Source organism: Pseudomonas sp. PAMC 29040, assembly GCF_003994535.1.
Classification (GTDB): Bacteria; Pseudomonadota; Gammaproteobacteria; order Pseudomonadales; family Pseudomonadaceae; genus Aquipseudomonas; species Aquipseudomonas paraversuta.
The window spans coordinates 271,405-298,108 of sequence record NZ_RZAA01000001.1 but is presented as its reverse complement, the minus strand read 5'-3'; the positions used below and the strand labels follow the sequence as shown (position 1 = coordinate 298,108).

25 protein-coding genes are annotated in these 26,704 nt (G+C 57.1%); 3 read left to right on the top strand and 22 right to left on the bottom strand.

Going from position 1 to position 26,704, the window contains the following annotated elements; all coding sequences use genetic code 11:
- Positions 1-63 precede the first annotated feature (63 nt).
- From WG29040_RS01280 to WG29040_RS01190, 19 genes are all read right to left on the bottom strand, one after another.
- A complete protein-coding gene (locus WG29040_RS01280) occupies positions 64-1,062 on the bottom strand; it encodes a heme utilization protein (RefSeq protein ID WP_127195428.1) in 999 nt (332 codons plus the stop codon).
- Positions 1,063-1,132: 70 nt separating this feature from the next.
- A complete protein-coding gene (locus WG29040_RS01275) occupies positions 1,133-1,705 on the bottom strand; it encodes an adhesin (RefSeq protein ID WP_127195427.1) in 573 nt (190 codons plus the stop codon).
- A gap of 4 nt (positions 1,706-1,709) precedes the next feature.
- On the bottom strand, positions 1,710-2,150 hold the full coding sequence (locus WG29040_RS01270; protein ID WP_003445389.1) for a hypothetical protein: 441 nt from the start codon (positions 2,148-2,150) through the stop codon (positions 1,710-1,712).
- Positions 2,151-2,744: 594 nt separating this feature from the next.
- Positions 2,745-3,212, bottom strand: a complete 468-nt coding sequence (locus WG29040_RS01265; RefSeq protein WP_127195426.1) for a tail fiber domain-containing protein — start codon at positions 3,210-3,212, stop codon at positions 2,745-2,747.
- A 123-nt stretch (positions 3,213-3,335) separates the two neighbouring features.
- Positions 3,336-3,860 carry an AAA family ATPase gene (locus WG29040_RS01260; RefSeq protein WP_003445394.1) on the bottom strand — a complete coding sequence of 175 codons (525 nt, stop codon included), beginning with the start codon at positions 3,858-3,860 and terminating at the stop codon, positions 3,336-3,338.
- Positions 3,857-4,420 (bottom strand): nicotinamide riboside transporter PnuC, encoded by a 564-nt coding sequence (gene pnuC / locus WG29040_RS01255; RefSeq protein ID WP_003445396.1) that lies wholly within the window; start codon positions 4,418-4,420, stop codon positions 3,857-3,859. Before pnuC ends, WG29040_RS01260 begins: the two co-directional genes overlap by 4 nt.
- Before the next feature lie 144 nt (positions 4,421-4,564).
- Entirely contained in the window at positions 4,565-6,172 is a 1,608-nt protein-coding gene (locus WG29040_RS01250) for a glycosyltransferase family 39 protein (RefSeq protein ID WP_127195425.1), read from the bottom strand.
- A gap of 75 nt (positions 6,173-6,247) precedes the next feature.
- Entirely contained in the window at positions 6,248-7,612 is a 1,365-nt protein-coding gene (locus WG29040_RS01245) for a UDP-glucose/GDP-mannose dehydrogenase family protein (RefSeq protein ID WP_127195424.1), read from the bottom strand.
- Positions 7,609-8,016 carry a 4-amino-4-deoxy-L-arabinose-phosphoundecaprenol flippase subunit ArnF gene (gene arnF / locus WG29040_RS01240; protein ID WP_003445402.1) on the bottom strand — a complete coding sequence of 136 codons (408 nt, stop codon included), beginning with the start codon at positions 8,014-8,016 and terminating at the stop codon, positions 7,609-7,611. The genes WG29040_RS01245 and arnF overlap by 4 nt, the downstream gene beginning before the upstream one ends.
- Positions 8,013-8,357, bottom strand: coding sequence for a 4-amino-4-deoxy-L-arabinose-phosphoundecaprenol flippase subunit ArnE (gene arnE / locus WG29040_RS01235; RefSeq protein WP_003445404.1), 345 nt, complete (start codon positions 8,355-8,357; stop codon positions 8,013-8,015). The genes arnF and arnE overlap by 4 nt, the downstream gene beginning before the upstream one ends.
- Complete coding sequence (gene arnT, locus WG29040_RS01230; RefSeq protein WP_010656535.1) at positions 8,354-10,003, bottom strand: lipid IV(A) 4-amino-4-deoxy-L-arabinosyltransferase; 1,650 nt, start codon at positions 10,001-10,003, stop codon at positions 8,354-8,356. Before arnT ends, arnE begins: the two co-directional genes overlap by 4 nt.
- On the bottom strand, positions 10,000-10,884 hold the full coding sequence (gene arnD / locus WG29040_RS01225; RefSeq protein ID WP_003445409.1) for a 4-deoxy-4-formamido-L-arabinose-phosphoundecaprenol deformylase: 885 nt from the start codon (positions 10,882-10,884) through the stop codon (positions 10,000-10,002). Before arnD ends, arnT begins: the two co-directional genes overlap by 4 nt.
- Positions 10,884-12,875: a bifunctional UDP-4-amino-4-deoxy-L-arabinose formyltransferase/UDP-glucuronic acid oxidase ArnA gene (gene arnA / locus WG29040_RS01220; protein ID WP_029612633.1), complete on the bottom strand. Its 1,992-nt coding sequence runs from the start codon at positions 12,873-12,875 to the stop codon at positions 10,884-10,886. Before arnA ends, arnD begins: the two co-directional genes overlap by 1 nt.
- Positions 12,872-13,885, bottom strand: coding sequence for an undecaprenyl-phosphate 4-deoxy-4-formamido-L-arabinose transferase (arnC, locus tag WG29040_RS01215; protein WP_003445413.1), 1,014 nt, complete (start codon positions 13,883-13,885; stop codon positions 12,872-12,874). The genes arnA and arnC overlap by 4 nt, the downstream gene beginning before the upstream one ends.
- Before the next feature lie 460 nt (positions 13,886-14,345).
- Entirely contained in the window at positions 14,346-15,170 is an 825-nt protein-coding gene (gene efeO / locus WG29040_RS01210; RefSeq protein WP_127195423.1) for an iron uptake system protein EfeO, read from the bottom strand.
- 32 nt (positions 15,171-15,202) lie between these two features.
- A complete protein-coding gene (gene efeB, locus WG29040_RS01205) occupies positions 15,203-16,522 on the bottom strand; it encodes an iron uptake transporter deferrochelatase/peroxidase subunit (protein WP_127195422.1) in 1,320 nt (439 codons plus the stop codon).
- 26 nt (positions 16,523-16,548) lie between these two features.
- Positions 16,549-17,733, bottom strand: coding sequence for an iron uptake system protein EfeO (gene efeO, locus WG29040_RS01200; RefSeq protein WP_165878338.1), 1,185 nt, complete (start codon positions 17,731-17,733; stop codon positions 16,549-16,551).
- Positions 17,734-17,755: 22 nt separating this feature from the next.
- Positions 17,756-18,583 (bottom strand): iron uptake transporter permease EfeU, encoded by an 828-nt coding sequence (gene efeU / locus WG29040_RS01195; RefSeq protein ID WP_127195421.1) that lies wholly within the window; start codon positions 18,581-18,583, stop codon positions 17,756-17,758.
- Between the two features lie 231 nt (positions 18,584-18,814).
- Entirely contained in the window at positions 18,815-19,813 is a 999-nt protein-coding gene (locus WG29040_RS01190) for a DNA-binding protein (protein ID WP_127195420.1), read from the bottom strand.
- A gap of 178 nt (positions 19,814-19,991) precedes the next feature.
- Here WG29040_RS01190 and WG29040_RS01185 point away from each other — a divergent pair, with 178 nt between their 5' ends.
- From WG29040_RS01185 to ahpF, 3 genes are all read left to right on the top strand, one after another.
- The gene (locus WG29040_RS01185; RefSeq protein ID WP_127195419.1) at positions 19,992-20,930 is read left to right on the top strand and encodes a site-specific integrase; all 939 of its coding nucleotides are present in this window, start codon (positions 19,992-19,994) and stop codon (positions 20,928-20,930) included.
- 167 nt (positions 20,931-21,097) lie between these two features.
- The gene (ahpC, locus tag WG29040_RS01180) at positions 21,098-21,661 is read left to right on the top strand and encodes an alkyl hydroperoxide reductase subunit C (RefSeq protein WP_003445433.1); all 564 of its coding nucleotides are present in this window, start codon (positions 21,098-21,100) and stop codon (positions 21,659-21,661) included.
- A 128-nt stretch (positions 21,662-21,789) separates the two neighbouring features.
- Positions 21,790-23,343 carry an alkyl hydroperoxide reductase subunit F gene (gene ahpF, locus WG29040_RS01175; RefSeq protein WP_127195418.1) on the top strand — a complete coding sequence of 518 codons (1,554 nt, stop codon included), beginning with the start codon at positions 21,790-21,792 and terminating at the stop codon, positions 23,341-23,343.
- A gap of 54 nt (positions 23,344-23,397) precedes the next feature.
- Here the strand turns inward: ahpF and gloA are convergent, their stop codons facing one another.
- The 3 genes from gloA to WG29040_RS01160 all read right to left on the bottom strand — a co-directional run bounded on the left by gloA (position 23,398) and on the right by WG29040_RS01160 (position 26,506).
- On the bottom strand, positions 23,398-23,919 hold the full coding sequence (gene gloA / locus WG29040_RS01170) for a lactoylglutathione lyase (RefSeq protein WP_003445437.1): 522 nt from the start codon (positions 23,917-23,919) through the stop codon (positions 23,398-23,400).
- 425 nt (positions 23,920-24,344) lie between these two features.
- Entirely contained in the window at positions 24,345-24,704 is a 360-nt protein-coding gene (locus tag WG29040_RS01165; RefSeq protein ID WP_003445439.1) for a histone-like nucleoid-structuring protein, MvaT/MvaU family, read from the bottom strand.
- Positions 24,705-24,955: 251 nt separating this feature from the next.
- Positions 24,956-26,506: an EAL domain-containing protein gene (locus WG29040_RS01160; RefSeq protein WP_003445441.1), complete on the bottom strand. Its 1,551-nt coding sequence runs from the start codon at positions 26,504-26,506 to the stop codon at positions 24,956-24,958.
- Positions 26,507-26,704: the final 198 nt, after the last annotated feature.

Genomic DNA, 26,704 nt, shown 5'->3' with positions numbered 1-26,704 from the left:
GATGGATACGCCTTGAAAATTGAAACAAGGGCCTCGGGATCGAGGCCCTTGTGAAGGCCCCGGTTACATGCAGGCGCGGCAGCCTGCTGCGATTGACAGCGAGTTGCTTTGTTGGTTGCCCACACCCGAGGACACGTTGGCGCCACCGTTACCCGAGAAGTTGTTCATCGAATTGGTCATCGATGCGTGGTTGATTGTCGGGCTGGTCCAGCCGCTTGGAGTCAGCACTTGATAAGTCGCCACGCCACTGAGGCTGAAAGTGCCTTCTTCATGAAACTTGAGCGGTTGTGGACCGTTGTTGCCGCCCCCGTTACCACCGCCGTTACCGCCCTGAACACTACTGTTGTGATTACCGCCACCACCGCCACTGTTGCTCCCGACAGTACCTTGACCCTGGCCATGATAAGCGCCGTGCAGATTGATACTGGCCGTCAGGTTTTTGGTGTCGTATGTCTGAACGGCCTTGTTAGACACGTTCAGGCTGGTAGAGGTTTGATCTGCCGAGGCTGCCGCAACCGCAACCCGACCGCCTGAAACGGCAATTGCCAGGTTGTTTTTCTGCTGGTTGAAACTACCTGTGGTGACGTTGACACCGACATTGCCGGAGCCATTGTTGGCCGAATTGTTAAGGTTTGAGACATTCACCGCGGAGTAGTTTCTAACGGTGTTGCCATAGTTGCCCTGATCAGCCGTCGTCGCGGCCACTGCACTGCCAAAAATGAAGCTTTGATCAGCAGTTGCCAGCGCCGCCGCATTATCCTGCTGGTTGCCATCGCCTGCCGCGACGTTGGCGCCCATGTTGCCGCTGGAGTTGTTGATCGAGCCGTTCACATTGGCGAGGTTGTGTGTGCCCTGGTTGAGTGCCTTGTTGTTTGCACTGGTTTGACCATCCTGGACCATGGCCGCTGCACCTGCGCTTAATTGCAGCTGGGTCAGCAACTGATCATTGTTGTTATTGTTTCCACCGCCATTGCCATTTCCGCCTCCGCCCGCCTGGGCAGCAACAGCCATAAGTGCAGCAATAGCGAAAACCAGCGGTTTAAGAGCCATTACAGGTTTCATGGTGATTCTCCGTGCTTTATTAGTTGAGTTACGTGTTGGCACTTTCTAATTGCACTGCGTTGTAATCGGGTCAGTCGGCAACCCGGACGTTCAGGGTGTTAGCCATGCGGTTCCCCACCCCTGCACTCTGGTTTAACTGCACGACCCCGCGGCTGCCGGTGAAGGCCTGGTCGCTGGTAACGACCTGGCGGCTGCCACTTACGGGGAGTACGGTTCCGGAGCCTGGTAACAGCGCCACGTTTTGCTGTGACAAAGCGCTGTCATCGATGCCTTGTGGCTGGGCACTAATGCCGATCCGCACTGCATTGATCATTTGATTGTTGGCACCGGAGGATTGGTTGACCCCCAGCACACCGCTGCCATTACTGAATGAGTTGCCCTGTATCGCGGCCTTGGCATTGAGCGAAGGGTCGGCCGCAGTGTTGAGTTTCTGACTGATCCGGGTTGAGGCAAGGCCCTGGGTGCCGATGGCAATTGCCCGGCTATTTACCTGCTGCTGTTGATCGCCCGCAGCCTGGTTTACCGTAATGTTGCCGCGGTAGCTGAGGCCGGAATTGTTGATTTCGGCGTTGTTATCGGAGGCTGCGTGAACCTGAGCACTGGCAAGCAGCACAGCAACCAGCAAGGGCAGGGGAATGTTCATGATGTTATTTCCCCTGACTCAGAGCGGTGAGCGGGCTCATGCCCTGCTCGATGCTTCGATTGATGGTGTTGCTGATCGAACCGCCGCTGCCACCACCATGACCGCTGGCCATACCTGGCAGGCCATTGGCTGTATTCAAACCTGGCAGAGCGTTGCCGTTGGGCATCATCGAGTGGGTAATTGAGGCACCGCTGCTGACACTGGCGAAATCACCATCACTGAGCTCACTGGAAGCACTGGTGATACGCACTGCGGGGTTCGCGTTTACAGTCGTGGGGTTAGGGTCCGGATGCATGGCCGGGTTGCCGACTGCAAAAGGTTGAACATCGCGGGTAAGTACAATCACGCCATTACCACCTGCTTGAGCAGTGCTGTAGATACCGAACAGAACAGTCAGGCTGCACGCTGTCAGCAGGCGATGTTTGCCACGATATATATTCCCCATGATTGTGTTCCTTCTTTATTGGAGCTGGCCCTGGTCGGCGCTACGAAGGGAAGAGCAGTAGTTGTGCCACTTTAAATTAAGTGATTAAAAACAAGTGCTCACCGAGCGTGATGAGTCAGTGCATGGCGTCGATGTTTCAAATATGAGACAGCACGAGGCTATTATTGCGGAGGGAAACAAGGGGTTTACGTTGCACTTGATAAGAGAGGGGGTGTTTCAGAAACGTTACATTTATTCAGGATATTTTAGGGCGCCGCCAATAATCGGCTTGCAGGCTAACTCGGTGTTTCATGAATGGACATATTGGCGGCTCGAAGCGCTAACTTTTCCAGTGTCCATTGCAAACTCCCGGTGTCCTGATTAACAGACTGGAGATTTCTGAATAAGTTGCCTTGGCTTGGAGGATTTATTAATTGAGCACTACCTAGGCTGGCAATCAGTCGCTCTTCAAACAAGCCAATATCGTCTGCTGCGCATTTTTAATTCGATTCACAAACAGGGTGGCTTTTTATGAGCTTTCGTACATATGTAAGCCATGCAGGGTGCAGACCACCGACCAGAAGGGGGGGAGGCAGCGGTCATGCACCCAGCTATTTACTTGGCTTGGGCTTTTTCCAGGGTTTCAATGCGCTGGTTCAGTTCGCGGATCGATTCGATCAGTGGAGCCACCAGTTTGTCGTAGTCGACCTGCATCAAACCATCCTTGGTGCGTGTCAGCTGTGGATACACCTTGGCCACTTCCTGGGCGATAACCCCGATGTCCTTACGCCCGCCATCTTTCCATTCGAAGGTGACGCCCTGAATCTTCAGCAGATTCTCGGTAGCCGATGTCAGCGGCACGACTTTGGTTTTCAGGCTTTCATCGCTGAACGGGCAGCACTCGGCGCCAATGTCGCCGGGGCCGCCAAATGGAGGGCAGCCAGGGCCGGTCGGGTTGCTTGGTGAGCATTGGCTGCTATTGGCCAACGGTGCAGGACGGCTGTCAGATTGAGCCAGGGCGTTGGCCGCAAAGGCCAGGGACATGGCGCCAAAGACACCCGAGACAAAGAATATTGATTTCATTATTTTCCTTGAGGTTGAGATAGCCCGTCGTCAAATGTTTGACGACTGGCCTCAAGGTAAAACTTCCAGTTGCTGCTGGATCTAGGAATGCTCTGAATTTGTTAAGAGTTTTCCTAAAAATTCTTATTGCGCCAGCAAGTGTTCAACCGCGGCACAAGCTTGTTGCTGACGGGCCTGCCAGTCACCTCTGATGATTTGCAGGGGTTGATGGTGGTGCTCCAGCCACTGAAGGCTGGCAGCGAAAAACCTTTGGCGTTCAGCCAGAGATGGCTGGCAACGCTGGCCGTCGGGTATCCATTCCACATCGTCGGGTGACAGCAGCAAGTGCAGGTCGTAATGCCGGCTGAGAAGTTCGGGTTCAAGCCATGCCGGGCAGTCGCCAAACAGGGTCTGGCTCCACAGGATGTTGCTCAACAAATGGGTGTCCAGAATCAGCAGTTCTGGCTGTTGGGCACGGGCTTGATCCTCCCATTGCAGTTGACCTGCAGCAATCGCCGGAATATCGGCCAGGCAGGTGTCCCGGGGGTTTTGCTCGATAAAATAACGAACGTATTCTCCCACCAGTACGCCGCCAAATCGCTGCTGCAAGAGCGCCGCCAGCCAGCTTTTGCCACTCGACTCCGGCCCCGCCAGTACGACCACCTTCATGTGCGCAGCGCCGGATCGCGGCGCCAGTCACGCCAGCCCTGAATGGCAATAACCGTGAACAGTGCATACAGGCCTGCTGTCAGGTACAGCTCTTGCCAGGCAAAGAACAGGATGTAGAGCACGTCGATGACAAACCACAGGGCCCAGCATTGCAGGCGCTTTTGTGCCATCCACAATTGCGCGACCAGGCTGAATGCGGTCAGCGCTGCATCTTGCCAAGGGACGCCGGAGTCAGTCCAGCGGGCCATTGCCGCGCCCAGAACCAGACTGCCAACAGCGCCGGCGCTGAGGCCCGCGAGGACTTGCAAAGGGCTTAACCGGGTAACCACACGGCCCTCGTGCTGTGTCCCGGCGCGGGTCCACTGCCACCAGCCATAAACTTGCAGCAGGGCAAAGAAGACTTGCAGGAGCATGCCCGAGTACAGCTTCATGCCGAAGAATATCCAGCTATACAGCAGCACCATCACCAGGCCGATGGGCCAGCACCAGGGGTTTTGTTTGACTGTTAACCAGACGGCGATGACGCCAAGCGCGGCGGCAAACAGTTCGAGCCCTGACATTGGCATTTCCGGGATGAGTGAAGAAGGGCGGGGATTGTACCTGCAGGCAGGTGGCAGCTCTAGCAGGATTCACATCGTCGCTGATGAGGGCCGAAGGCTGCGCAAAGCGATCGCAGCCTTGGTGCCTCGTCAGCGACTACAGGTTCAAGGGATGTGCAGCAACACGTAGTCATTCTTGTCGAAGCGACCACTCAACGCCGGTACTACATTGCCCAAGGCTGTGCCTTGCAGCCCCTGATAATCCTTGCGGTCCATAACGATCCATACCGGGGCTGGCAGGGCCTCCAGCTCGGCGTCGGTCCGGGTGAACAGCGGCAGCAGGTCGCGATTGACATTGACCATGAACTTGATGGCCTTGGCGTCTTTGCCCATGCCGTGCAGTACTAGCGGGGCAGGCTCGCGGTCGATCATGCGCATGGCGTTTTCGGTAAAGTTACGGGTGTCATACTGTTCGCGCTCCACCGGTTCGAACACCATGATGAAGCAGGCCCACAACGCCAGAACGGCGCATGCCGCCAAACCGCCCGTTCGCCATTGCGCCTTGAACAGCAGGGCCAGCGCCGCCACTTGCAGCACGCCCAGCACCATAAAGATCGCAGTCAATGAAGGCAGCTGGTCGTCAAAGCGTTTGCGCACAATGATCAGGCCCACCATCAACAACGCGGGCAATAGCAGGAAAAGCCCCTGAATCAAACCGCGCAGCCCGGCATAGACCCGTCCCTGCAAACCTTGAAACGGATACGCCGCAATGATCGCCGCCATCGGCAACATGGGCAGCAAGTAACGGGCTTTTTTCGCCTGCGGGATCGACAGCCCGATCATTACGATCAAGCCGGCGCCCACGCAGTATTTGACCAGCTGCAGCCCCGGGCCCGATTGCTTGCGCCCGATGATCAGGGTCGCCACCAGTACCAACACCGCCAGCGGGTACGCCAGTGCGTAGTTGCCCATGGAACTGGTGAAGTAATACAGGGTGCTGCTCGCACCTTCGGTACCGTCCATGCGGCCAGTCACTTGCATGCGGATCACTTCATGGACGAAGGCCTCACCGCCGCTGATCCAGGCCAGCAACAACAGGGTACCTATGCACACAGCCAGCAGTACCAGCGCTTGCAGGCCAACGCTGATCAGCCGGCGCCATTGACCGCTGAGCAGGTAGTAACTGCAGAGCATGCCGGTGGGAATGACAAGGCCAATCGGGCCGCGTATGGCAAACCCCAGTACCAGCAAAAGCAGTAGCCAGTGATGCCGGCGCGGTGCAGAAAAATGGTCGTGTGCATAGGCCAGATAAAACGCTGCCAGGCTGACGGCTGCAAGCATTTGATCCAGGGAGACGGCACGGGTTTCGGTGACAAAGGTCATGCTCAGCAGCAACAGCGCCACACTGACCAGCGCCCAGGTCCTGGACTGCGGTGCGACCAGGCGATACATCAAAGTAACAATCAGCGCACCGGCAATGGCTGTGGGCAGCCATGCGGTGAGGCTGGTCACCTGTCCAGACGGCAAGGACAATAACCAGGTGAACAGAGTCGAAGTGGCGCTGTAGTCAGCATATGGCTGGCCGTAGGTGGTCGGGAAAAAGCCCGGGCCGTGACGCAGCATTTCCTTGGCAAACATTACAAAGCGCGAATCAAAACCGATCGCCGCCAGTTGCGGTTCACCCAAGATGAACAGCACCAGTGCCAGTGCGCCTAAAATCAATGACTGACGGTGCAGTGCACGTAAACTGCTGGAAGAATAATTGGCCTGCATCTCGAGTTTCCCTGCCTCAAAACAGTACAAAAAAAAAGCGCCGCCATTGTTGCCAATGGCGGCGCTGTCATTTCATCAAACGGTCGTTGAACCTTGGGACACTGGCAAGTTGCAGGACTCGCCACGCCCCATCGGGTAGTACTGCAACCCTGCACGCGCCAGACGCTCGCCGTCATACAGGTTGCGTCCGTCGAAGATCACCGGGGTTTTGAGGCGGGCCTTGATCAGATCAAAGTCCGGCGCCTTGAATTGTTGCCACTCGGTACACACGATCAGTGCGTCGGCTCCGTTGAGGGTCGATTCCGGAGTCCCCATCAGGCTCAGGCGCGGTTCGTCAGCGTACAACCGTTGGGTTTCCTGCATGGCTTCAGGGTCGAATGCGCGAACGTCGGCGCCGGCATCCCACAGTGCCTGCATCAATACGCGGCTCGGTGCATCGCGCATGTCGTCGGTATTGGGTTTGAACGCCAGGCCCCACAGGGCGAAGGTTTTACCTTTCAGATCACCTTTGAAGAACCCGTTGATGCGATCGAACAGCTTGTGCTTCTGGCGTTCGTTGATGGCTTCAACCGCCTGCAGCAGGTCGCTGGAGCAATTGACTTGCTGGGCACTGTGGATCAGCGCGCGCATGTCTTTGGGGAAACACGAGCCGCCATAGCCGCAGCCAGGGTAAATAAAGTGGTAGCCGATGCGGGTATCGGCACCGATGCCCAGGCGCACTGCTTCAATGTCGGCCCCCAGGTGCTCTGCCAGTTCGGCAATCTGGTTGATAAAGCTGATCTTGGTGGCGAGCATGCAGTTGGCGGCGTATTTGGTCAGCTCGGCGCTGCGCAGGTCCATGAAAATAATACGGTCATGGTTGCGGTTGAACGGGGCGTAAAGGTCGCGCATCACTTCGCGCACTTCTTCACGGGCGCAGCCGATGATGATGCGATCCGGACGGCGGCAGTCAGTCACTGCCGAGCCTTCCTTGAGGAATTCGGGGTTGGACACGACGTCGAATTGCAACGAGCGCCCGGTCTGGCTCAGCGCTTTATTGATATGGATCGTCAGGGCGTCGCCGGTGCCTACTGGAACGGTGGATTTTTCTACCAGGATCAACGGTTTAACGCGATGGCGGGCGACTGCGTCTCCGACCGAGAATACTGCGCCCAGGTCTGCCGAACCGTCTTCGCTGGGCGGGGTGCCCACGGCGATAAACAGCACCTGGCCGTGCTCAACCGCGAGTTTCTCATCGCTGGTAAATCGCAGGCGCTTGCTTTCAAGGTTATCCCGCACGAGGCTGGAGAGTCCCGGTTCAAAAATACTGACATGACCTTGTTGCAGCAGTTCGACCTTCTTCTGGTCGATGTCCATGCAGATCACATCGTGGCCGACTTCCGCCAATACCGTCGCCTGCACCAGGCCTACATAACCACTACCAAATACACTGATTTTCATGCGCAGTTCCTGGAACTTGGGGTACGTCGAGAGTTGATCGTTAGTACCCCCAGAATGACCAAGGTCACACCAAGGGTTTTCGAAAGGGTGAAGCTTTCATGGAACACCGGCAGGCTGGCGGCCAGCAGGTACACCAGGGCGTAACTGATGCTTAACAGCGAATAGGCGCGGCCCAGGGGCAAGTCCCGCAAGGCCAGCAGCCAGCAGAGCATCGATAGCGCGTAGGCCATGATGGCCGCAAAAACCACACCCAGCGCCGGCACTGATACCTCCCCCTGACTGATCGCGCTCAGCCATTGAGCAGGTTCCGGCAGGCGGGTCATGCTCCAGCGCATGCCCAGTTGGGCCGTGCTGACCAGCAACACGCTGGCCGAGGCAAAGACAAATCCACGGCGCAGGCTCATGTGTGCTGTCCTAACAGGACCACACCGGCAATTACCAGCCCTACACCTATCCAGTGACGCCGATCGATGTGTTCTTTGAACAGATAGCGGGCTACCAGGGTGATCAGCACAAAATTCAGGCTGAGCATCGGGTAGGCAACCCCGACTTCAAGCCGTTGCAGTACCAGCAGCCATACCAGCAAACCGAAGCCCAGGCACAGCAGTGCCAGCCACAGCCAGGGCGATTGCAGCTTTTGCGCAACCCCGGACTCGGGGCCGCGCCAGCTTTCGACTGCGTATTTTTGGGCAATCTGGCCTGCGCAGGTCAGCAGGCAGGCCAGCAACAGAAGTGCAAATGTCATTGGGCGCTCTGCGGGAAGATCAGAATCACCATGTTGCCGTCGTCATAACGCTGGCCATCTTCAGGCAGCATGTCCATTTCATGGCTTTCATCGCTGTCCTTGACCCGCATTACCACGCCCACCGGACCCTGGCGTCGCGCTTCAGTCATCCACGGGCCAATGTCGGCCAACGCAATGCTTTTGCCTTTGGCATCGTCATAGGTCAGGCCGTATTTGACTTCACCCTGGGTGTTGTACAGCGTCACATCGGGGCGGCGCAGGCGCCAGGACAAGGCAGAGGCTGCACCCAGATCGTTGCTGAGCAAGGTTTTGGCCTGGGACAGCTCCTGGACATGCTCAAGAATGAACTGATCGGGCATTTTGTTGTGCACAACGCTGCTGGGCATGCTGGCTGGTAACGCAAGCACCAGAACCCCCATAGCCAGGGCAGGCGCCGCCCACATCTTCAGCGGCCGGGAAAGTGTCAGCAGGCCGGTGACGATCCACGTCAGCAGCACGCCGACCAGCAACGCCATGTGTTGCGGCTCGTTGTCATAGAACGGTTTCTTGATCTGGAAGTAGATCAGGGCCGCCAGTCCCGCACTGCCCACCAGCAAGTTGACCAGGCCGTTAAAGCGCAAGGCACCGGTTTTGGCCTGTTCTACCCGCTGGATCATCCCGTGGCCCAGCAACAGAGCCAGGGGCAACATGCAGGGCATGATGTAGGTCGGTAACTTGCCTTTGCTCAGACTGAACAAGGCCAGCGGCAGCAGAAACCATAGCGACACGAAAACTACGCTGGCATGGCGCTTGTTCTGCCACGCATCCTTGAACGTAACGGGCAACAGGGCTGCCCAGGGCAGGCTGGAAACCACCAGCAGCGGCAGATAGAACCACCACGGGCGACCGTGCTGGGCATCGTCACCGGCAAAACGGCGAATATGCTCGTGCCAAAAGAAGAAGCGCCAGTAGTCAGGCTCCTGGGCGTGAACGGCGAGGACCCAGGGCAGCGATACAAGGGCGGCAACCAGCATGGCCACCAGACCGTATTTGACCAGCTCGACAAAGCGCTTTTGCCAGATCATGTAGGGCAGGGCAATCAACACCGGCAACAGCAGGGCCAGAAAGCCTTTGGTCATAAAGCCCATGCCACAGGCAAAACCCAGTACAGCCCAACTGATCAGGCGATCGCGCCGGGTGCTGCTGTCAACCGCAAACCACAACGCGACCAGACTCAAGTTAACCCACAGAGTGAACTGCGGGTCGAGGTTCGAGTAACCCGCCTGGCCGGCGATCAGGCCGAATGTCATGTAGACCAGGGCGCAGGCAAAGCTCTTGCGCGGGTCATTCCACAAACGGCGGGCCACGACATAGGCCAGAAACACGCTGAGGCCGGTGGCAACGGCGGAGGCTATGCGCACGCCGAACAGGTTTTCGCCAAAAATGGCCTGGCCTATGGCGATCATCCAGTAGCCCGCAATCGGCTTCTCGAAGTAACGCAAGTCCATGAAGTGCGGGGTGATCCAGTTGCCGTCGACCAGAATTTGCTGGCCGATTTGCGCGTAGCGTGTTTCGTCCGGGATCCACAAACCGTGGGTGCCCAGCGGCAACAGATAAAACGCGATAAAAGCCAGAACCAGAAGCGGTATCGTCCAGCGCTGAGTCATGGTTTCTGCACTCCCAGCCAGCCTTCACGCCCGTCCAGTACGCCCCGGCTCAATTGTCCGGCTGCAATACTGTCGGGATCGGCGGGCAGCAAATCCCGCAAGGGCTGGAAATGAATGTCACGGGTACGGGCCTGCGCCAGTAATTGACGGAAGTCGTTAGCCATCAGAATCCCTTCTACTTCAGCGTGGATAGTGTACGCATTCAGCTTTTGTGGGCTGAAGCGATCAAGAATGTATGAATTGAAGTCGGCGGCACTCAGCTCTGGCCCGACCACTTCATCGAAAGTGGGTAGATCCACAGGGATTTGCGGCGCGCCCAGGCTGCCGTCGGCCAACCTTGGCCGAAACAGACTGTGCCCGCGGCAATCACTGTTGTAACGAAAGCCAAAGGTTTCCTTGGCCTGGACTACGCGCTCGTCTGCACGCCAGCCGGCGGCGGCCGAACATTCGACCGCCTGGCCGGTAATGTCGCTCAAGGTGTCGACGCCGCGCCGGATCTGCTCGATCAGTTGCGCCTCGCTCCAGCGCCCGGTGTTGGCTTGCCAGCCATGGTGATCCCAGGCATGCAAGCCGACCTCATGGCCCGCAGCCAGGGTCTGGCGCATTAAATGCCCCAGATCCTTGCCGATGGGCTTTCCTGGCCAGGCAGTGCCGGCCAGCAAAATATCCCAGCCATAGAGGCTGGCGGCCTTGGAACGCATCATCTTCCAGAAAAACTGGGGCTTGATCAGCCGCCATAAATGGCGGCCCATATTGTCAGGCCCCACGCTGAAAAAAAACGTGGCCTTGATCTGGGCTTCATCGAGCAGTTCGAGCAACCGCGGAACCCCTTCTCGGGTTCCACGGTAGGTATCGACATCTATGCGCAGTCCAGCTTGCATTAGCGTTTTTCCGCGATTTCAACCATGGCTTCACGCAGGAAGAAATCCAGGGTCTTGCCAATGGTTTCGCTGAGTTCGGTCGTCGGGGTCCAGTCGATCAGGCGACGGGCGTTCTCGACGCTTGGCTTGCGGTGGCTCACGTCCTGATAGCCGGTGCCGTAGAACGACTGGCTTTCAACATCGCGGAAACCGGCAAATGGCGGGAAGTTGTCACGCAGCGGATGCGCTTCGAACTGACGCAGCAACTCTTCACCCAGTTCACGGATACTGGCTTCGTTTTCCGGGTTGCCAATGTTGATGATCTGGCCGTCGCACTTGCCGCCTTTGTTGTCGATGATGCGCGCCAGAGCTTCGATACCATCGGCCACGTCGGTGAAGCAGCGTTTTTGTTCGCCGCCGTCTACCAGACGAATCGGGGTGCCTTCCACGAGGTGCAGGATCAGCTGAGTGATGGCGCGCGAGCTGCCAACCCGTGCCGAGTCCAGACGGTCGAGACGCGGGCCCATCCAGTTAAATGGACGGAACAGGGTGAACTTCAGGCCTTTCTGGCCGTAGGCCCAGATCACGCGGTCCAGCAGTTGCTTGGAGACCGAGTAGATCCAGCGCTGTTTGTTGATCGGGCCAACAATCAGGTTGGACGTGTCTTCGTCGAAGTTCTTGTCCTGGCACATGCCATACACTTCGGACGTGGACGGGAAGATCACACGCTTGTTGTATTTGACGCAGTAGCGCACCAGCTTGAGGTTTTCCTCGAAGTCCAGTTCGAATACACGCAACGGGTTGCGGGTGTATTCGATTGGCGTGGCGATGGCCACCAGCGGCAGAACCACGTCGCATTTTTTGATGTGGTACTCGATCCACTCGGTGTGGATGCTGATATCACCTTCCACAAAGTGGAAGTTCGGGTGGCTGCGCAGACGCTCAATGGCGTCAGAACCGATATCCAGACCGTAAACTTCGTACTGGTCGTCCTGCAGCAGGCGCTCGGACAGGTGGTTACCGATAAAGCCGTTAACCCCCAGGATCAGGACGCGGGTACGGCGGGCCTTGCGACCCGACTCGCTACCGCGCAGACGCGAACCTTCTACCAGACCCAGTTCCCGGGCCAGTTGCGGGCCGCTCAGGTACAGGCCGTTTTCATTGCGCTGACCGGCAGTCACTACCAGCGAGTCCTGACCACATGCGATGCGCAGCGGATCGCAACTGATGACCTGGCCCGGTGCGTGGCCCTGGTTACCGGCAACCACTTCGGCGCCCCAGACGATCAGTTTGTGCTCGCCCACTGCACAGAAGGCCCCCGGATAAGGTTGAGTAACAGCCCGAACCAGATTGAACAGCTCTTCTGCAGGGCGTGCCCACTGCAGCAGGCCATCAGCTGGCGTGCGACGACCAAAGTAGGTGGCTTTGGATTCGTCTTGCGGGGTTTCCTTGAGCTTGCCCTGGGGCAGCAGCGGCAGGGCTTCGGCCAGCAACTGGGCAGCGGTTTCGCGCAATTTGCCGTGCAGGGTCAGTGCGGTGTCGGTGCGTTCGATGCTGATCCGTTGTTGCGCCAGAATGTCGCCTGCGTCGGCTCGTTTGACCATACGGTGCAGGGTCACGCCGGTTTCGGTTTCGCCCTTGACCAGTACCCAGTTCGCCGGAGCGCGGCCGCGGTAGCGCGGCAGCAACGAGCCGTGCAGGTTGAAAGCACCCTGGCTGACGCTGGCCAGCAACTCTTCGCCCAACAGGTTGCGGTAGTAAAACGAGAAAATGTAGTCGGCGTTCAGCTTGCGGATACGTTCGATCCACAGCGGATGGTTGGCGTCTTCCGGTGCATGTACCGGAATGCCTTTGCGGGCACACAGCTGGGCGACCGAACCATAAAAGTTATTTTCTTTCGGGTCATCGGCATGGGTAAACACCGCAGCAATTTCGTAGCCTGCATTGAGCAAGGCTTCAATGCCTGTGCAGCCAATATCGTGATAGGCGAAAACAACGGCTTTCAAACTCATGATTGAACCTGTGTCGAAGTTGAAGAAGTCGGGGTGCAAGTTGAAACGGTAGAAGTTGCAGGTTCGGCGCGAACGATTTTTTCAATGAAAAACCGTGGCCGGGCCCGCACATCGCTGTACATGCGGCCCAGGTATTCGCCCAGTAGCCCCATGCCGATAAATTGGCCGCCGGTAAACACGAACAGCACTGCAAACAGTACGAAGGTGCCGTGTCCGGCCCACGAGGCGCCGAAGATCAGACGCAGCATGATCAAGGCAATGGCGAACAGCACGCCCAGTACCGCCATGCTGAAACCGATGATGCTCAGCAGACGCAAAGGTGTGGTGGTCATGCAGGTGATCAGGTCGAACATCAGGTTGATCAGGCGCATGGGGCTGTACTTGGAATCACCGTGTTCGCGCTCGGCATGTTCGACCAGCACTTCAGTGGTGTGCCGGGCAAAACTGTTGGCGAGAATCGGGATAAACGTACTGCGTTCGCGACAGGCGAGCATGGCCTCAACGATGGAGCGGCGATAGCAGCGCAGCATGCAGCCGTAATCGCTCATGGCAACACCTGTCGAGCGTTGCACGGCCAGGTTGATCAGCCGTGACGGCCAGCGGCGCCAGGCGGAGTCCTGACGATTGTTGCGCACTGTGCCGACCACGTCGTAGCCCAGGGCTGCCTGGGCGACCAGGCGCGGGATTTCTTCCGGCGGATTTTGCAGGTCGGCGTCCAGAGTGATGACAACATCGCCTTTGGAATGCTCGAAGCCCGCCATGATCGCAGCATGTTGCCCATAGTTACGATTGAGAATTACCGCAACTACCGGGCTGCCTTCGCGTGCAGCCGCGTCCTCGAGGATTTGCGCCGATTGATCCCGGCTGCCGTCATCGACCAGAACGATTTCATAGGCCTGCGTCAACTGTGCACAGGCTGCTTCAGTACGGCGCAATAGCTCAGGAAGACTCTGCTCTTCGTTGTAGACCGGTATGACGATCGACACGCACTGGATAGGGTAGGGTTTCAAATTATTCGTTCCAGTCAGTTTCAATGGCACAAGACGACTCGGTAAAAGTCGATCTACTTGCGCGCAGGCCAAGGCTCGCGTGCACGTGGAGTAAAGACTATTACGTCTAAAGGTAAAGTCATCGGACTACGTTATCTGCATGATTTTGTTGCAGACTTTTGCGTACTTCCGTCGCAGGAATGAGCATACGTTAAACGCAGAGTTGTGAAAAACCTATGAAAGTTCGATCAAGGTCCCATGCTTTTAAGGGCTAGACAGCTGTTATTCAGGAAAGCATTTCTCGCGTCCAAACATCCAGCGTTTAGAGGCTTTTCAATAACGCATTATCTTTTAGCGCATGTTGTGCTAATAAAACAGTGATGCAGGTCGGGATAGGGCACATATAAATATTCAGTAATTAATGCGCCAACCTGCGGGCATGTGATGGGAGTCACATCGGTTGGCGCATACAAACAGGCTATTAGTTCAGGCCGAGCTTGCCACGCAAGGTCGACAAGTCTTCGGCCAGGGTGTTGACGGGGCCAATCAACGCCTTGCGGTCGTTGTCCTTGACCTTGTCATAGGTTTCAAAGCCGCCGTCCTGGGTACGGTATTTGGCCAGAATCCTGTCAACAGTGGCGAAGTTCTTGTCCACCTTGGCTGCAAACGCCTGGTCGCTCTGCTGGATCTGGCTGCGAAACAGGTCGAAGATTTTTTTCGCGCCGTCAACGTTCCCCTGGAAGTCGTACAGATCGGTGTGGCTGTAGCGGTCTTCTTCGCCGGAAATCTTGGTAGCAGCCACTTCTTCCATCAGCGAAGCGGCGCCACCGACAACTTTCTCAGGCGGGAACGTCAGCCCGGCGACACGCTTTTGCAGATCCTGGACGTCTTTGTTCAGCCCGTCTGCCAGTTCATTCAGGCCCTGGGTGCTGTTCTCGGAAAACAGGCTGTATTCGATGCGGTGAAAACCGGTGAAGTCCGGGGCTTTTACCCCTTGTTCATGATCGTCGACCCGGGAGTCGATCGACGCGTCGAGGTCGCTGAACAGTTCGGCAATAGGCTCAATGGACTCGTAATGGACGCGAGTCGGAGCGTAGAGCTGTTTGGCTGCGGCCAAATCACCCTTTTTTACCGCATCGGTAAATTGCTGCGTATTGTCGGCCAGTACATCCAGCTGTTCGGTGACGTAAATCTTGTAGTCCGAGACCGGGCCCACCAGATCCAGCGGTGCAGTCGCTGCCAGGGCCGAGAGCGGGGTATGGAGCAAGCCAAGTGTGATGAGCAGTGCGAATGGCGTCTTCTTCATGGGACTTTTCCGGTTGGGTTCAGATGATTGGGTCAGGCGTTGGCAACAGGTGCGGCGGCATTGAGCAAGGAACGCCCAATGAAATCCTGTTCGTCGCGCACCCCGGGCAGCGTGAAGAAGTAACCGCCGCCGACCGGCTTGAGGTATTCCTCCAGGGGTTCGCCATTGAGTCTGGTTTGCACCGCGATAAAGCCTTGTTCCAGATCGCTCTGGTAGCAGATGAACAGCAGTCCCATGTCCAGCTGGCCGTTTTTGTTAACCCCGTTGGAGTAGTTGAACGGTCGACGCAGTATCAGGCTGTTGCGGGTTTGTGCCGTGCGCGGGTTGGCCAGGCGGATGTGTGCATCAAGCCTGGTCACTTTGCCATCGGGATCGTTGCTGTAGTCCGGGACATCGGTTTCATGGGCGCCATCCATGGGGGCGCCACTGGCTTTGTTGCGGCCGAAAATACTTTGCTGCTCTTGCAGCGGTGTGCGGTCCCAGCGTTCCACGAAGTTGCGGATGATGCGTACCGCCTGGTAACTGCCGTTGACCGCCCAGTGCGGTTCGTCAGTTTCGGACCCGACCCAGACAATGCTGTTCATCAGGCTGTTGTCGGTGGAGTCCGGGTTGGCCGAGCCATCGCGAAAGCCCAGAAAGTTGCGCGCGCTTTGCGCCGGCTCGCCGGGCTTGGTCGGCGCTTGTGGCGGCACTGTACCTTCCTGCTTCCAGCGCACCAGCAACAAATCCGGCAGGTTTTTCACAATGTCGCGCAGGGCGTGAATATTGGTGTCCGCAGTGTTGGCGCAAAACTGCAGGCTCAGATCGCCATGGCACTGTGCAGGCTCGAGTGCATCGTTGGGGAAACCTTGCATGCGGCTCAAGCGCTTGGGCTTGGCGGTCGCCAGGCCAAAGCGCTCATCGAACAGCGACGCCCCCACCGAGACCGTCACCGTCAGGTTGTCCGGTGTCACCTGCGGGCCGAGAATCCCTGAGTCAGGAGGCGGCAGCCTTGGGTCGGCCTGAGGGGCCGGGCCGCCCTTGACCAGGAACGCAATGCGTTGATTGAGGGTGCGAAACAGGCGTTCCAGGTCTTGCCGATCGCTGGCCAGCACATCAAAAGCCACCAGCATGCCCGCTGCGGGGCGCGGGGTGAGAATACCGTTTTGATGCTGGCCGTAATAATCATGGCGGTCCCGGGTTTTATCGCTGCTCGGGGCCTGGGTCACCTGAACGTTTTGCCCGCCACTGGCGGCCATGGCCGGGCAGCTCAAAGCGCCGCCTGCCAGTGCCGCCCCGGCGACTCCCATGCCCAGCAGCACACGACGGCGCTGCAGATTGAATGGATCAAGACTGTTTTCTGAGTCGCTCATGTGCATCTCGTCTGCAATTACAGGCCTCAAAGGCCAAGGGCGGGATCGATTCCATCGAGTGCATCGGCCAGAGCCTTGGCCTTGTTACTGATAGCTTGACGCCGCAGGTCGCTCACGGTGTCGTAAGTGATGTAACCCTGGGGTGTTTTGAGGCTGTTGAGCTCAGCCTCGAGCGCGGTACTGGCAGTATCGATACGCTGCAGGAGCTCGGCATTGTTCTTGGCCAGTAAAGGACGCAACAGATCAACGACCTTGCGTGTGGTCTGCAGGTTGGCGGCAAAACCACTGAGGTCGATATGACTGTAACGCTCTTCTTCGCCGCTACCGGCGCGGGTATCGGCCAGGTTATGCAGGGTCCGGGCGACAATGCTGACTAATTGCCCGGGAGGCAGTGACTGGGCCAGCAACTGCTGCTTGAGCAACACCGCATTGGCATGCAGTTGCTGGGCAAAGACACCCAGGCCCTGGGTGCTGCTCTGGGAAAACAGCCCGTACTCGATGCGGTGGAAGCCGCCGAAGCCGGGGTCCTGTTCACGTTTTTCGAAGTAGTCCGCGCGGGCGTTGATGGCGTTGTCCAGTTCGGCCAGGCGTTGCGCTGCCGGGGCCAGTCGCTGATAAGCCTCGCGGGCGGGCAGGTAAAGCGCCCGGGCCTGTGCGAGGTCGCCCGTGGCAATGGCTTGCGACAAGGCATCCACCGCCGTGATCAAAGCGTTGCCCTGGCTGTTCAGATAGACCCGGAACTCAGACAGCGGACCGATATATGCCACCAGGGACGGTAGCGCTTTGGCGCTGGCCTGGGATTGGGCAGTAGGCGTAACGTGCAAGGTGCCGCGCGGGTTGCTGAGCAAGCCGCAGGTGATGGCGTAATCCCCGGGTGCCAGTGTGGCATTGATCACCTGACTAAGGCCGGGAGCGATGTTTTCACGCTCCTCGACCACCAGTACGCCATCCAGAATTTCCCACTCCACAGCCCGCTCGGAGGCGTTGACTATGCGAAAGCTATTGAAGCCTGCGGGTACCGACAGCGAGTCGGGCTCGCAACTGTGGGGGTGAATGGTCACGGTGATTTCAGAGCTGTGAGCCTTGCGTTTGGCCGCAGCCACTTGGGAGGCGTAATAGAACAAAGCGCCGGCCGCGATCATCACGATCACCGAGCCGGCCACCGCCCAGCGCATGGCGCGAGGGGGTGTACCGCTTGCAGGGGTAGGCATGCAGGACCTTATGGGTTTGTCACTAAGAAGCAGGGGCGTTTTTGGGGCTGGCGGCAGGGCGAAAGAACATCGCCAGCGTCAGCAGCAGGTAAATCACATAGGCGCCAAGCACGCTCACTGTGGGCGCATCCTGATACCCGAACATGCCGGCCAGCACAGAACCCGCCGGTCCATCCATTGGTAGTGCGGCACTGATATCAAACACCACACCTTGCAGGTGGTTCCACAAGCCGGCTTCGTGCAGGGCCTGTACCGAGTTGGCCAGAATGCCTGCGGCAACCAGCAGAATGAACAGTCCGGTCCAGCGGAAGAACAGGCCCAGATTCAAGCGCATGCTGCCGCTATAAATGGCGAAACCGACGAAAATGGCGAGGACCAGACCGAGCAGGGCGCCCAGCGGTGCTGCGGGGCCTTCGCTCTGCTGAAACACGGCGAGCAGAAAGAACACGGTTTCGAGTCCTTCGCGGGCAACTGCAAAGAACACCATGGCAATCAGTGCCGTGACTTGATGTTTTGACCCCGCGAGGGCGTGATCCAGGGAGGTGTGAAGAGAGTGCTTGATGGAGCGCGCCACTTTGCGCATCCAGAACACCATCGAACTGAGAATGCCGACGGCGATCAGACCGACAATCCCTTCGAAGAGCTCCTGCTGTTTCTGCGGGAACTCTGCACTCATCAGCTCCAGGCCGCCGCCCACCAGCAGGGACAGAGCGACAGCAAGGAAGACTCCGGTCCACACGGCGGGCATCCACTGTCCGCGCCCCGTTTGTTTGAGGTAACTGGCAATGATGCCGACTATAAGAGCGGCCTCGATTCCTTCGCGCAGCATGATCAGAAATGGAACCAGCATGGGATGAGTACCGCGTCACGAATTGGCCAGGGTGGCAATTTGTAACATTTTGATACTCATTTACAAACAGGAATCGATTGCATTTGCTGAACGCTAGCTGAACAAAGACTTGACCCGGGTAATCGCTGGCGAGGCCCAAGGCCGCGAAGGCCTTGTGCACGGCTCTCGGACGTCGCGCACGGTCCTTCGCACCTTATCGCAGCCTCGTTCCTCGTCAGCGAGTACGGGTTTCTAGTCGGCTGTTTGTTCGGGTGTGTCGTCTTTCTGCGCTTTCAGGCTTTCAAGTGCTGCTTCGGCTTTTAGTGCCCGCAGGGTCAATGCCGTGCTGGCTTCCTGCGCCTTGCTTTGCGCTTGTTGCAAGCCTTCGCTGTCCTCAAGTGCAACCCGCAAGCGTTCCTGGAGCAGGGTGCGCTCGTTTTCCAGCTGAGTTAACTGGCTGCTGAGCTGGCCATTGAGGTTGCTCAATTTGTGTTGCTGGTCGTTGGACTGATTCAGTTCCTTGCCCAGTGCGCGGCTTTCGCTCAATACGCGCTCGTTGTCGCGATGCAGCTGGGTGATCTCATCCTGGCGTACCAGTGCACTTTGTTGTGCCTGGCGCAGTTCCATCTGAATCTGCTGAACCTGTCCTTCGTGGCGGCGCTGATCCTGCTCGCGCTGCTCTTTGACGGCGCTGCGGTAGTGCTCAAGTGCTTCGCGGGCATGCAGGTGTTTGTCTTCCAGCGAGCGAATTTGCTCGTCGCGGTCTTTGAGGCGCAGCTCAAAGTCGCTGCAAGCCTGATTCAGCGCAGCGTTGCGGGTTTGCTCGGTCTGCAGCATGGAGCGTGTGGACTCAAGATTTGCCGTTTCCTGGCTCAGTGCATTGCCCTGGATCTCAAGTTGCTGCTGGAGCCGGGTTTGCGTCTGTTGTGCCTGGTCGAGCTGCTCTTGCAGCGTTGCCTGGAGTTGTTCGTAGTGTGCCCGGGCCCGATCGATCGGCTCCTGGGCTTGCTCTTGCAGGCGCTGGGCGAGGCGGGCGACCAGCTCCGCCAGCTCGTCTCCGAGCTGTTCCTGTGGCGCGCCCCGGCGTGAATCGACCTCCTCCAGCTCTTTCAGATAGCGGTGGATAGTGGTTTTCGACCCGGTATTTCCCATCTCGATACGTACTGCATCAATGCTCGGGTGTTCGCCACGGGCCAGGATTGCCGTGCGTGCAATTTGCACCACCGCCTTGTTTACGCCGCCACGGGCCATGGTCTTCTCCTACGATTATGTACTGTGGTATGTATCATGTAATTACATACTATATTATCAATTATTTTTTGTCTTTATTTAAGATTAAAGAGGCGGGATATACTGGTATTATCCCGTGTTAGAGCCTTGGAACTGCTTTTAAGGCCCGTTTTCAGTACGCCAATCAAGAGAACTGCCCATGAGCGAGCTGGATCGCTACTTAAACGCCGCGACCCGCGATAACACCCGCCGCAGTTATCGGGCAGCCATCGAACACTTCGAAGTCACCTGGGGCGGGTTCCTGCCTGCCACCAGTGACAGCGTGGCCCGCTACCTGGTGGCTCACGCCGGCCAGCTCTCAATCAACACGCTCAAGTTGCGCCTGTCGGCCATTGCCCAGTGGCATAACAGCCAGGGGTTTGCCGACCCGACCAAGGCGCCGGTGGTGCGCAAAGTGTTCAAGGGCATCAGGGCCTTGCACCCGGTACAGGAGAAGCAGGCTGAGCCGTTGCAATTGCAGCACCTGGAGCAGGTGGTCGACTGGCTCGAAAGTGAGGCCCGGGCGGCGCAAGCCAATGCCGATCAGCCTGCACTGCTGCGAGCACGACGGGATGCGGCCCTGATTCTGCTGGGTTTCTGGCGCGGGTTTCGCAGTGACGAGCTGTGCCGCTTGCAGATCGAGCATGTGCAAGCGGTGCCAGGTTCCGGTATCACCCTGTACCTGCCGCGCAGCAAAAGTGACCGCGACAATCGGGGCAAGACCTTTCAGACCCCGGCCTTGCTGCGGTTATGCCCGGTGCGGGCCTACATTGAGTGGCTCAATACCTCGGCGCTGGTCCGCGGCCCGGTGTTTCGTGGCATAGACCGCTGGGGCAACCTGGGGGAGGAGGGGTTGCACGCCAACAGCGTAATTGCGCTGCTGCGCCAGGCCCTGGAACGCGCGGGTATTGCTGCAGAGCAATACACCAGCCACTCGCTGCGTCGCGGTTTTGCAACATGGGCCCATCAAAGTGGCTGGGATTTGAAGTCGCTGATGAATTACGTCGGCTGGAAGGACGTAAAGTCTGCCATGCGCTATGTTGAAGCGACCCCGTTTACGGGGATGAGCATTACCGCGCAAAAAGTTATCGATGTGTGACGAGGGTTGAAATGGCGCAAGGTGGCCCCTATTTGGTTTTCTACTATCTATAGGCTCACCTGATAGCTAAAACCAATCGTCAGCATCAGCTTTGCCAATGAGCCAGATACGAAATGAGTTGTTAGGATTCATCCCATCAACTTTTCAACCCTGACGGAGAGACAACGATGCCTATCATCAACAGCCATGTAAAACCGTTCAAAGCTACTGCATACAAAAACGGCAGCTTCGTGGAAGTGTCGGACGCTGACCTGAAAGGCAAGTGGTCTGTCGTTTTCTTCTACCCGGCCGACTTCACTTTTGTTTGCCCGACCGAACTGGAAGACCTGGCTGACAACTACGAAGAGTTCAAAAAACTCGGCGTGGAAATCTACAGCGTGTCCACTGACACCCACTTTGCTCACGCTGCCTGGCACAACACTTCGCCAGCCATCGGCAAAATCCAGTACACCATGATCGGCGACCCTACGCTGACCATCTCCCGCAACTTCGACGTACTGATCGAAGAAGCAGGCCTGGCTGACCGCGGTACTTTCGTGATCAACCCTGAAGGTCAGATCAAAATCGTCGAGCTGAACGATGGCGGCGTTGGTCGTGACGCTTCCGAGCTGCTGCGCAAAATCAAGGCAGCCCAGTACGTTGCTGCTCACCCGGGTGAAGTTTGCCCGGCTAAATGGAAAGAAGGTGAATCCACCCTCGCTCCATCGCTCGACCTGGTCGGCAAGATCTAAGCCTGTGAGCCAGCCAAGGGCGGTGACCCGCACCTGAGTTGCACGCAGCATCGCCCTCAAAACGCCCGGGCGACATTCGCTCGGGCGTTTTTTTTACACAGTATTAAAGGTCAAAGGAGATCGCCCGTATGTTGGACGCCAATCTAAAAGCACAGTTGAAGTCATACCTGGAGCGGGTTACCCAGCCGATCGAGATCGTTGCTTCCCTCGACGACGGTGCGAAATCCCGTGAAATGCATGACTTGTTGAAAGAAATCGCCAGCCTTTCCAGCATGATTACCTTGCTGGACAACGGTACCGATGCGCGCAAGCCTTCGTTTTCGTTGAACCGCCCGGGCGGCGATATCAGCCTGCGTTTCGCAGGCATCCCAATGGGCCACGAATTTACTTCGCTGGTGCTGGCCTTGCTGCAAGTCGGCGGCCACCCATCGAAAGCCAGTCCTGAAGTGATTGAACAGATCCGCTCCCTCAAGGGCGAGTTCAACTTCGAGACTTATTTCTCGCTGTCATGCCAGAACTGTCCGGATGTAGTGCAGGCGCTGAACCTGATGGCTGTATTGAACCCGAACATTCGCCACGTGGCGATTGACGGTGCGCTGTTCCAGGACGAAGTCACCGAACGTCAGGTGATGGCCGTTCCCAGTGTTTACTTGAACGGCGTGAACTTCGGCCAGGGCCGTATGGGTCTGGAAGAAATTCTCGGCAAGCTGGACACCGGCGCCATCGAGCGTCAGGCCGAAAAAATCAGCGCCAAAGAGGCGTTTGATGTGCTGGTCATAGGCGGTGGTCCGGCCGGCGCAGCGGCTGCCATTTATGCGGCACGTAAAGGCATTCGTACCGGCGTCGCCGCTGAACGCTTTGGCGGCCAGGTGCTGGATACCATGGCCATCGAGAACTTTATCTCGGTGCAGGAAACTGAAGGGCCAAAGCTGGCCACCGCCCTTGAAGAACACGTCAAGCAATACGACGTCGACATCATGAACCTGCAGCGTGCCGACAAGCTGCTGCCGGGCAAGGCGGGCGAGTTGCATGAGGTGAAATTTGCCAGTGGTGCCTCGCTGAAAGCCAAGACCGTGATTCTGGCAACCGGTGCCCGCTGGAGAGAGATGAATGTACCCGGCGAGCAGGAATACCGCAGCCGTGGCGTCGCTTACTGCCCGCACTGTGACGGCCCGCTGTTCAAAGGCAAGCGCGTTGCAGTTATCGGCGGTGGCAACTCGGGTGTTGAAGCGGCAATCGACCTGGCGGGTATCGTTTCTCACGTGACCCTGCTTGAGTTCGATACCAAACTGCGGGCCGATGCGGTGTTGCAGCGCAAGCTCAACAGCTTGCCGAACGTAACCGTGATTACCAATGCCCTGACCACCGAAGTCACAGGCGACGGTCAGAAGGTCAATGGTCTGCGTTACAAGGATCGGGCCACAGACGAGTTGCACCACGTCGAGCTGGAAGGGATTTTTGTCCAGATCGGCTTGCTGCCGAACACTGACTGGCTTAAAGGTACGATCGAGCTTTCACCTCGCGGCGAGATCGTGGTTGATGCCCGTGGTGAAACCAGCATCCCCGGCATCTTTGCCGCCGGCGACGTCACTACCGTGCCATACAAGCAGATCGTGATTGCGGTGGGCGAGGGCGCCAAAGCTTCGCTGAGTGCTTTTGATCACCTGATCCGCTCGGAATAACCGGCTGAAACAAAAAAACCCATGAGCGATCATGGGTTTTTTTTTGCATCCGGTTTACATCGGTTGCGGCTGGATAATCTCGACCCAGTAGCCGTCCGGGTCTTTGATAAATGCCAGCGACTTCATGCGCCCGTCAGTCAGGCGCTTCTGGAAGTCCACACCCAGCGCCTCGAAGCGTTCGCAGGCGGCAACGATGTCCGGCACCGAGATGCAAATGTGGCCAAAGCCGCGCGGGTCAGTGTTGCCGTTGTGGTAGACAACGCTGTCGTCGGTTTCCGAACCGTGGTTGTGGGTCAGTTCCAGAATGCCGGGAATCGACTTCATCCACAGGGTACGGGCGGCATCGTCAGCCGGGATCTGTGCCTTATCAACCAGCGCCAGGAAATACAGGCTGAATTCGGCTTCCGGGAAGTCGCGCTTTTCAACCAGCGAGAAGCCCAGCACCCGGGTATAGAAATCCAGGGACTTATGGATGTCCTTGACGCGGAGCATGGTGTGGTTGAAGACAAAGTTCTGGGTAGCGCTGTCTGGTTCGCCAGTGACGCCAGGGATGTTGTTCAGGTCTTGCAGGCTCATGAACCCTCCGAAAGTGATACGTGGTGATCGGTCGCTACGGTGAGCGTGATGGGCGAATGATACGGAATCCGGTGGCTTGCGCCAAACCCGTTTTCAGCCAGGGCAGGCATCAGCGCGGCGGGTCTTGGCAAATTCCGGGCAAAAAGAAGCCCGCCGAAGCGGGCATGGGGCGCTAGTCCTTTAGCAGCCCCCATCCTGTGACCATTGGTGTGAAAAATCTGTGAAAGGACCTGTTATTTGAAGACTGTCTGTCCGCCCCGGAGCTTTCATGGCTGCCATGCCTGGTAAAGCGGCGGTCGGCGCCAGAGATGGGCACGGGACTGTCTTGAATTATTGACTTGTATCATTCCGTACATCTGGCTCCCGTGATATTGCCGCCCAATAAAAAGCCCTGCATGGGCAGGGCTTTTTATTGGGCGCAGACTTTAATGACGCAACCATGAATCCACGGTGCTGGCACCGTATTGTTCTTTCCATGCCTTCAAGCCATGGTGGTTGCCGCCTTTAGTTTCGATAAGTTCACCGGTATGCGGGTTTTGATAAACCTTAAGTACGCGGGCCTTGCGTTGTTTGGGGGCGGCACCGGACCTGGGGGCAACCGTGCCGGGGTCAAGAATGGCAATAATGTCCCGAAGGTTCTTGCCATAGAACTTCATCAAGTCTTTGAGTTTTTGCTCGAACTCAATTTCTCTTTTAAGTCCGGCGTTATTTTTCAATGCTTCGAGCTGGGCGATCTGCTCTTTAAGTGCTTTCTCAGCAGCGCGAAATTCAGCGAGTCTGGACAAAGTCATTACTCCATTCACTGGTCCGGCCTTGGAGAGCCGGAGTGTTTTAATGATGATTGAAGTGCATGGGGCAGGGGCCGGGTCCAGTACCTTGAACACCTGAACACCGTCCATGACCTTTTTAAATAACGTGACAACCTTTAAACAATCGAAAAAATTGTAGTTGTTAATTGTCACACTGCCAAGCCATGAACCTGCACAATTAACAAAAGACTTTGCCCCGAAGGGGGCAGGTTCATAGAGGCAAGTATTTATTGCGTCGGTGCAGGGCGCGCCACTAAAGATTTGATGAAGTCAGGGGCGGGCAAGGGGCGGGCGAACAGATAACCTTGTAAAAACACCACCCCTTTAGACGCCAGATAGTCGCTTTGTTCTTGTGTTTCAATCCCTTCGGCGACTATTCCCAGGTCCAGTTTTGCACTGAGCTCGATAATACTGTCGAGAATGTGTCTGGACAGGGCGTCCACGCCGATCATTGCGACAAAACTTTGATCGATTTTCAAGTAATCAATGTTGAACTCATGCAAGTAACTCAGGCTCGAATGGCCGGTGCCAAAATCATCAAGGGCAATCATCACGCCCAGGCTATGGAGTGCCGAGAATAATTGATGGGTGATTGCAGTGGGCACAATCAACTCGCGTTCGGTCAGTTCCAGAACCAGGGTGATTTGCCCTGCCGGGAAAGCGTCCAGGAACTCGCGGCAATCATCAATTAGTTCAAGGTTTTGACAATGGCTGGCCGCGATATTGAAGCCTATATGGAAGCCGGGCTCCATGCTGGAGGCATGGGGCGCCAGTAGCCGGGCAGTTTGCTGCATCAGCGAGCGGGTCATTGGCACTATCAGGCTCGAGTGTTCGGCAAACGGAATAAACAAGTCAGGACGTACCAGTCCTTCTCTGGGATGCTGCCAGCGCATCAACACTTCGGCTCCGGCCCATTGCTTAGTATCGCTGCGTACGACCGGCTGGAAGTAAGGAATAAACTCTGCCGCGTCCAGACCCCGCTGCAATTCATGGGTGGGTGAAGACGAGCGCTTATTTAACCAGTGCACCGTTAAAGCAGACACCAGCCCCAAAAATACAAACAAGCCCATCAGTCCGGTGTATCGCGCCCATACAAAACGCCCGACCGTTCCGGGGCCGAATCCCGCAACAACCTGGTAGGGGTACTGGGTGGAGGCGACACTGACTTGTGCCACCGGAAAAGGCTCGGCCGGAGCATCACGCACCTGGCCATACTTATCGATCGAATCACTGCCCACTTGAATCAGTAATTGCGTGTACTGATTGATCAAGCCCAAAACATTGACCAGATGTGCGCCATACAGGCTGACCAGCACCCCTGCTTTGCCTTCCTCGCGCCTGTAGACCAGCAACGGGTCGTTGGGCGTTACCGGATTGCCGGCCATCAGCTTGAGCTCGCCTTTGGCATATTCATCCGGGTTTACGATTTCTTTGAAGGGGCCGAACAGGGAGGTGCAATAAATCAGGTTGTCCCACACCATGTTCACCGCGCGCACGAAAGGCCGGCGCGTCACCTGGTCACGCAACGCCAGCTCCACCTGGGCGCAATCGCGCCCCGCCATCGGCAGCATCACATCGGCTGCCTGTGCGGCATTGTCGAGCATCAAGTCAAACTGGCGAATGGCTTCTTGCGCGGTGTGGGTGGCCTCAAACTCCAGGGCTCGATTGGCCTGCCAAAAAATAATACACATGCCGAGTACCACGGGCAGCAATCCACTGAGCAGAACCAACGCATAGCGATCAGTCCATTTGCGGGTCGACTTCAGCGTTAATGGCATTGCATATCCTGGGCTAGGGGTAAAGGCTGATTAAAGACAGCTGGTTAACATGATGTAAGACAAACCGGATTACGCCATGTAGAATCGGCTTACGCATACAAGAATAATGACTTCTGCCAGCAGAAGCCCCTCCGCGTAAGAGATGGGTCGAAATGAAGATATTCGGGTTCCAATTGATCTACGGCGATTTCCTGGCTC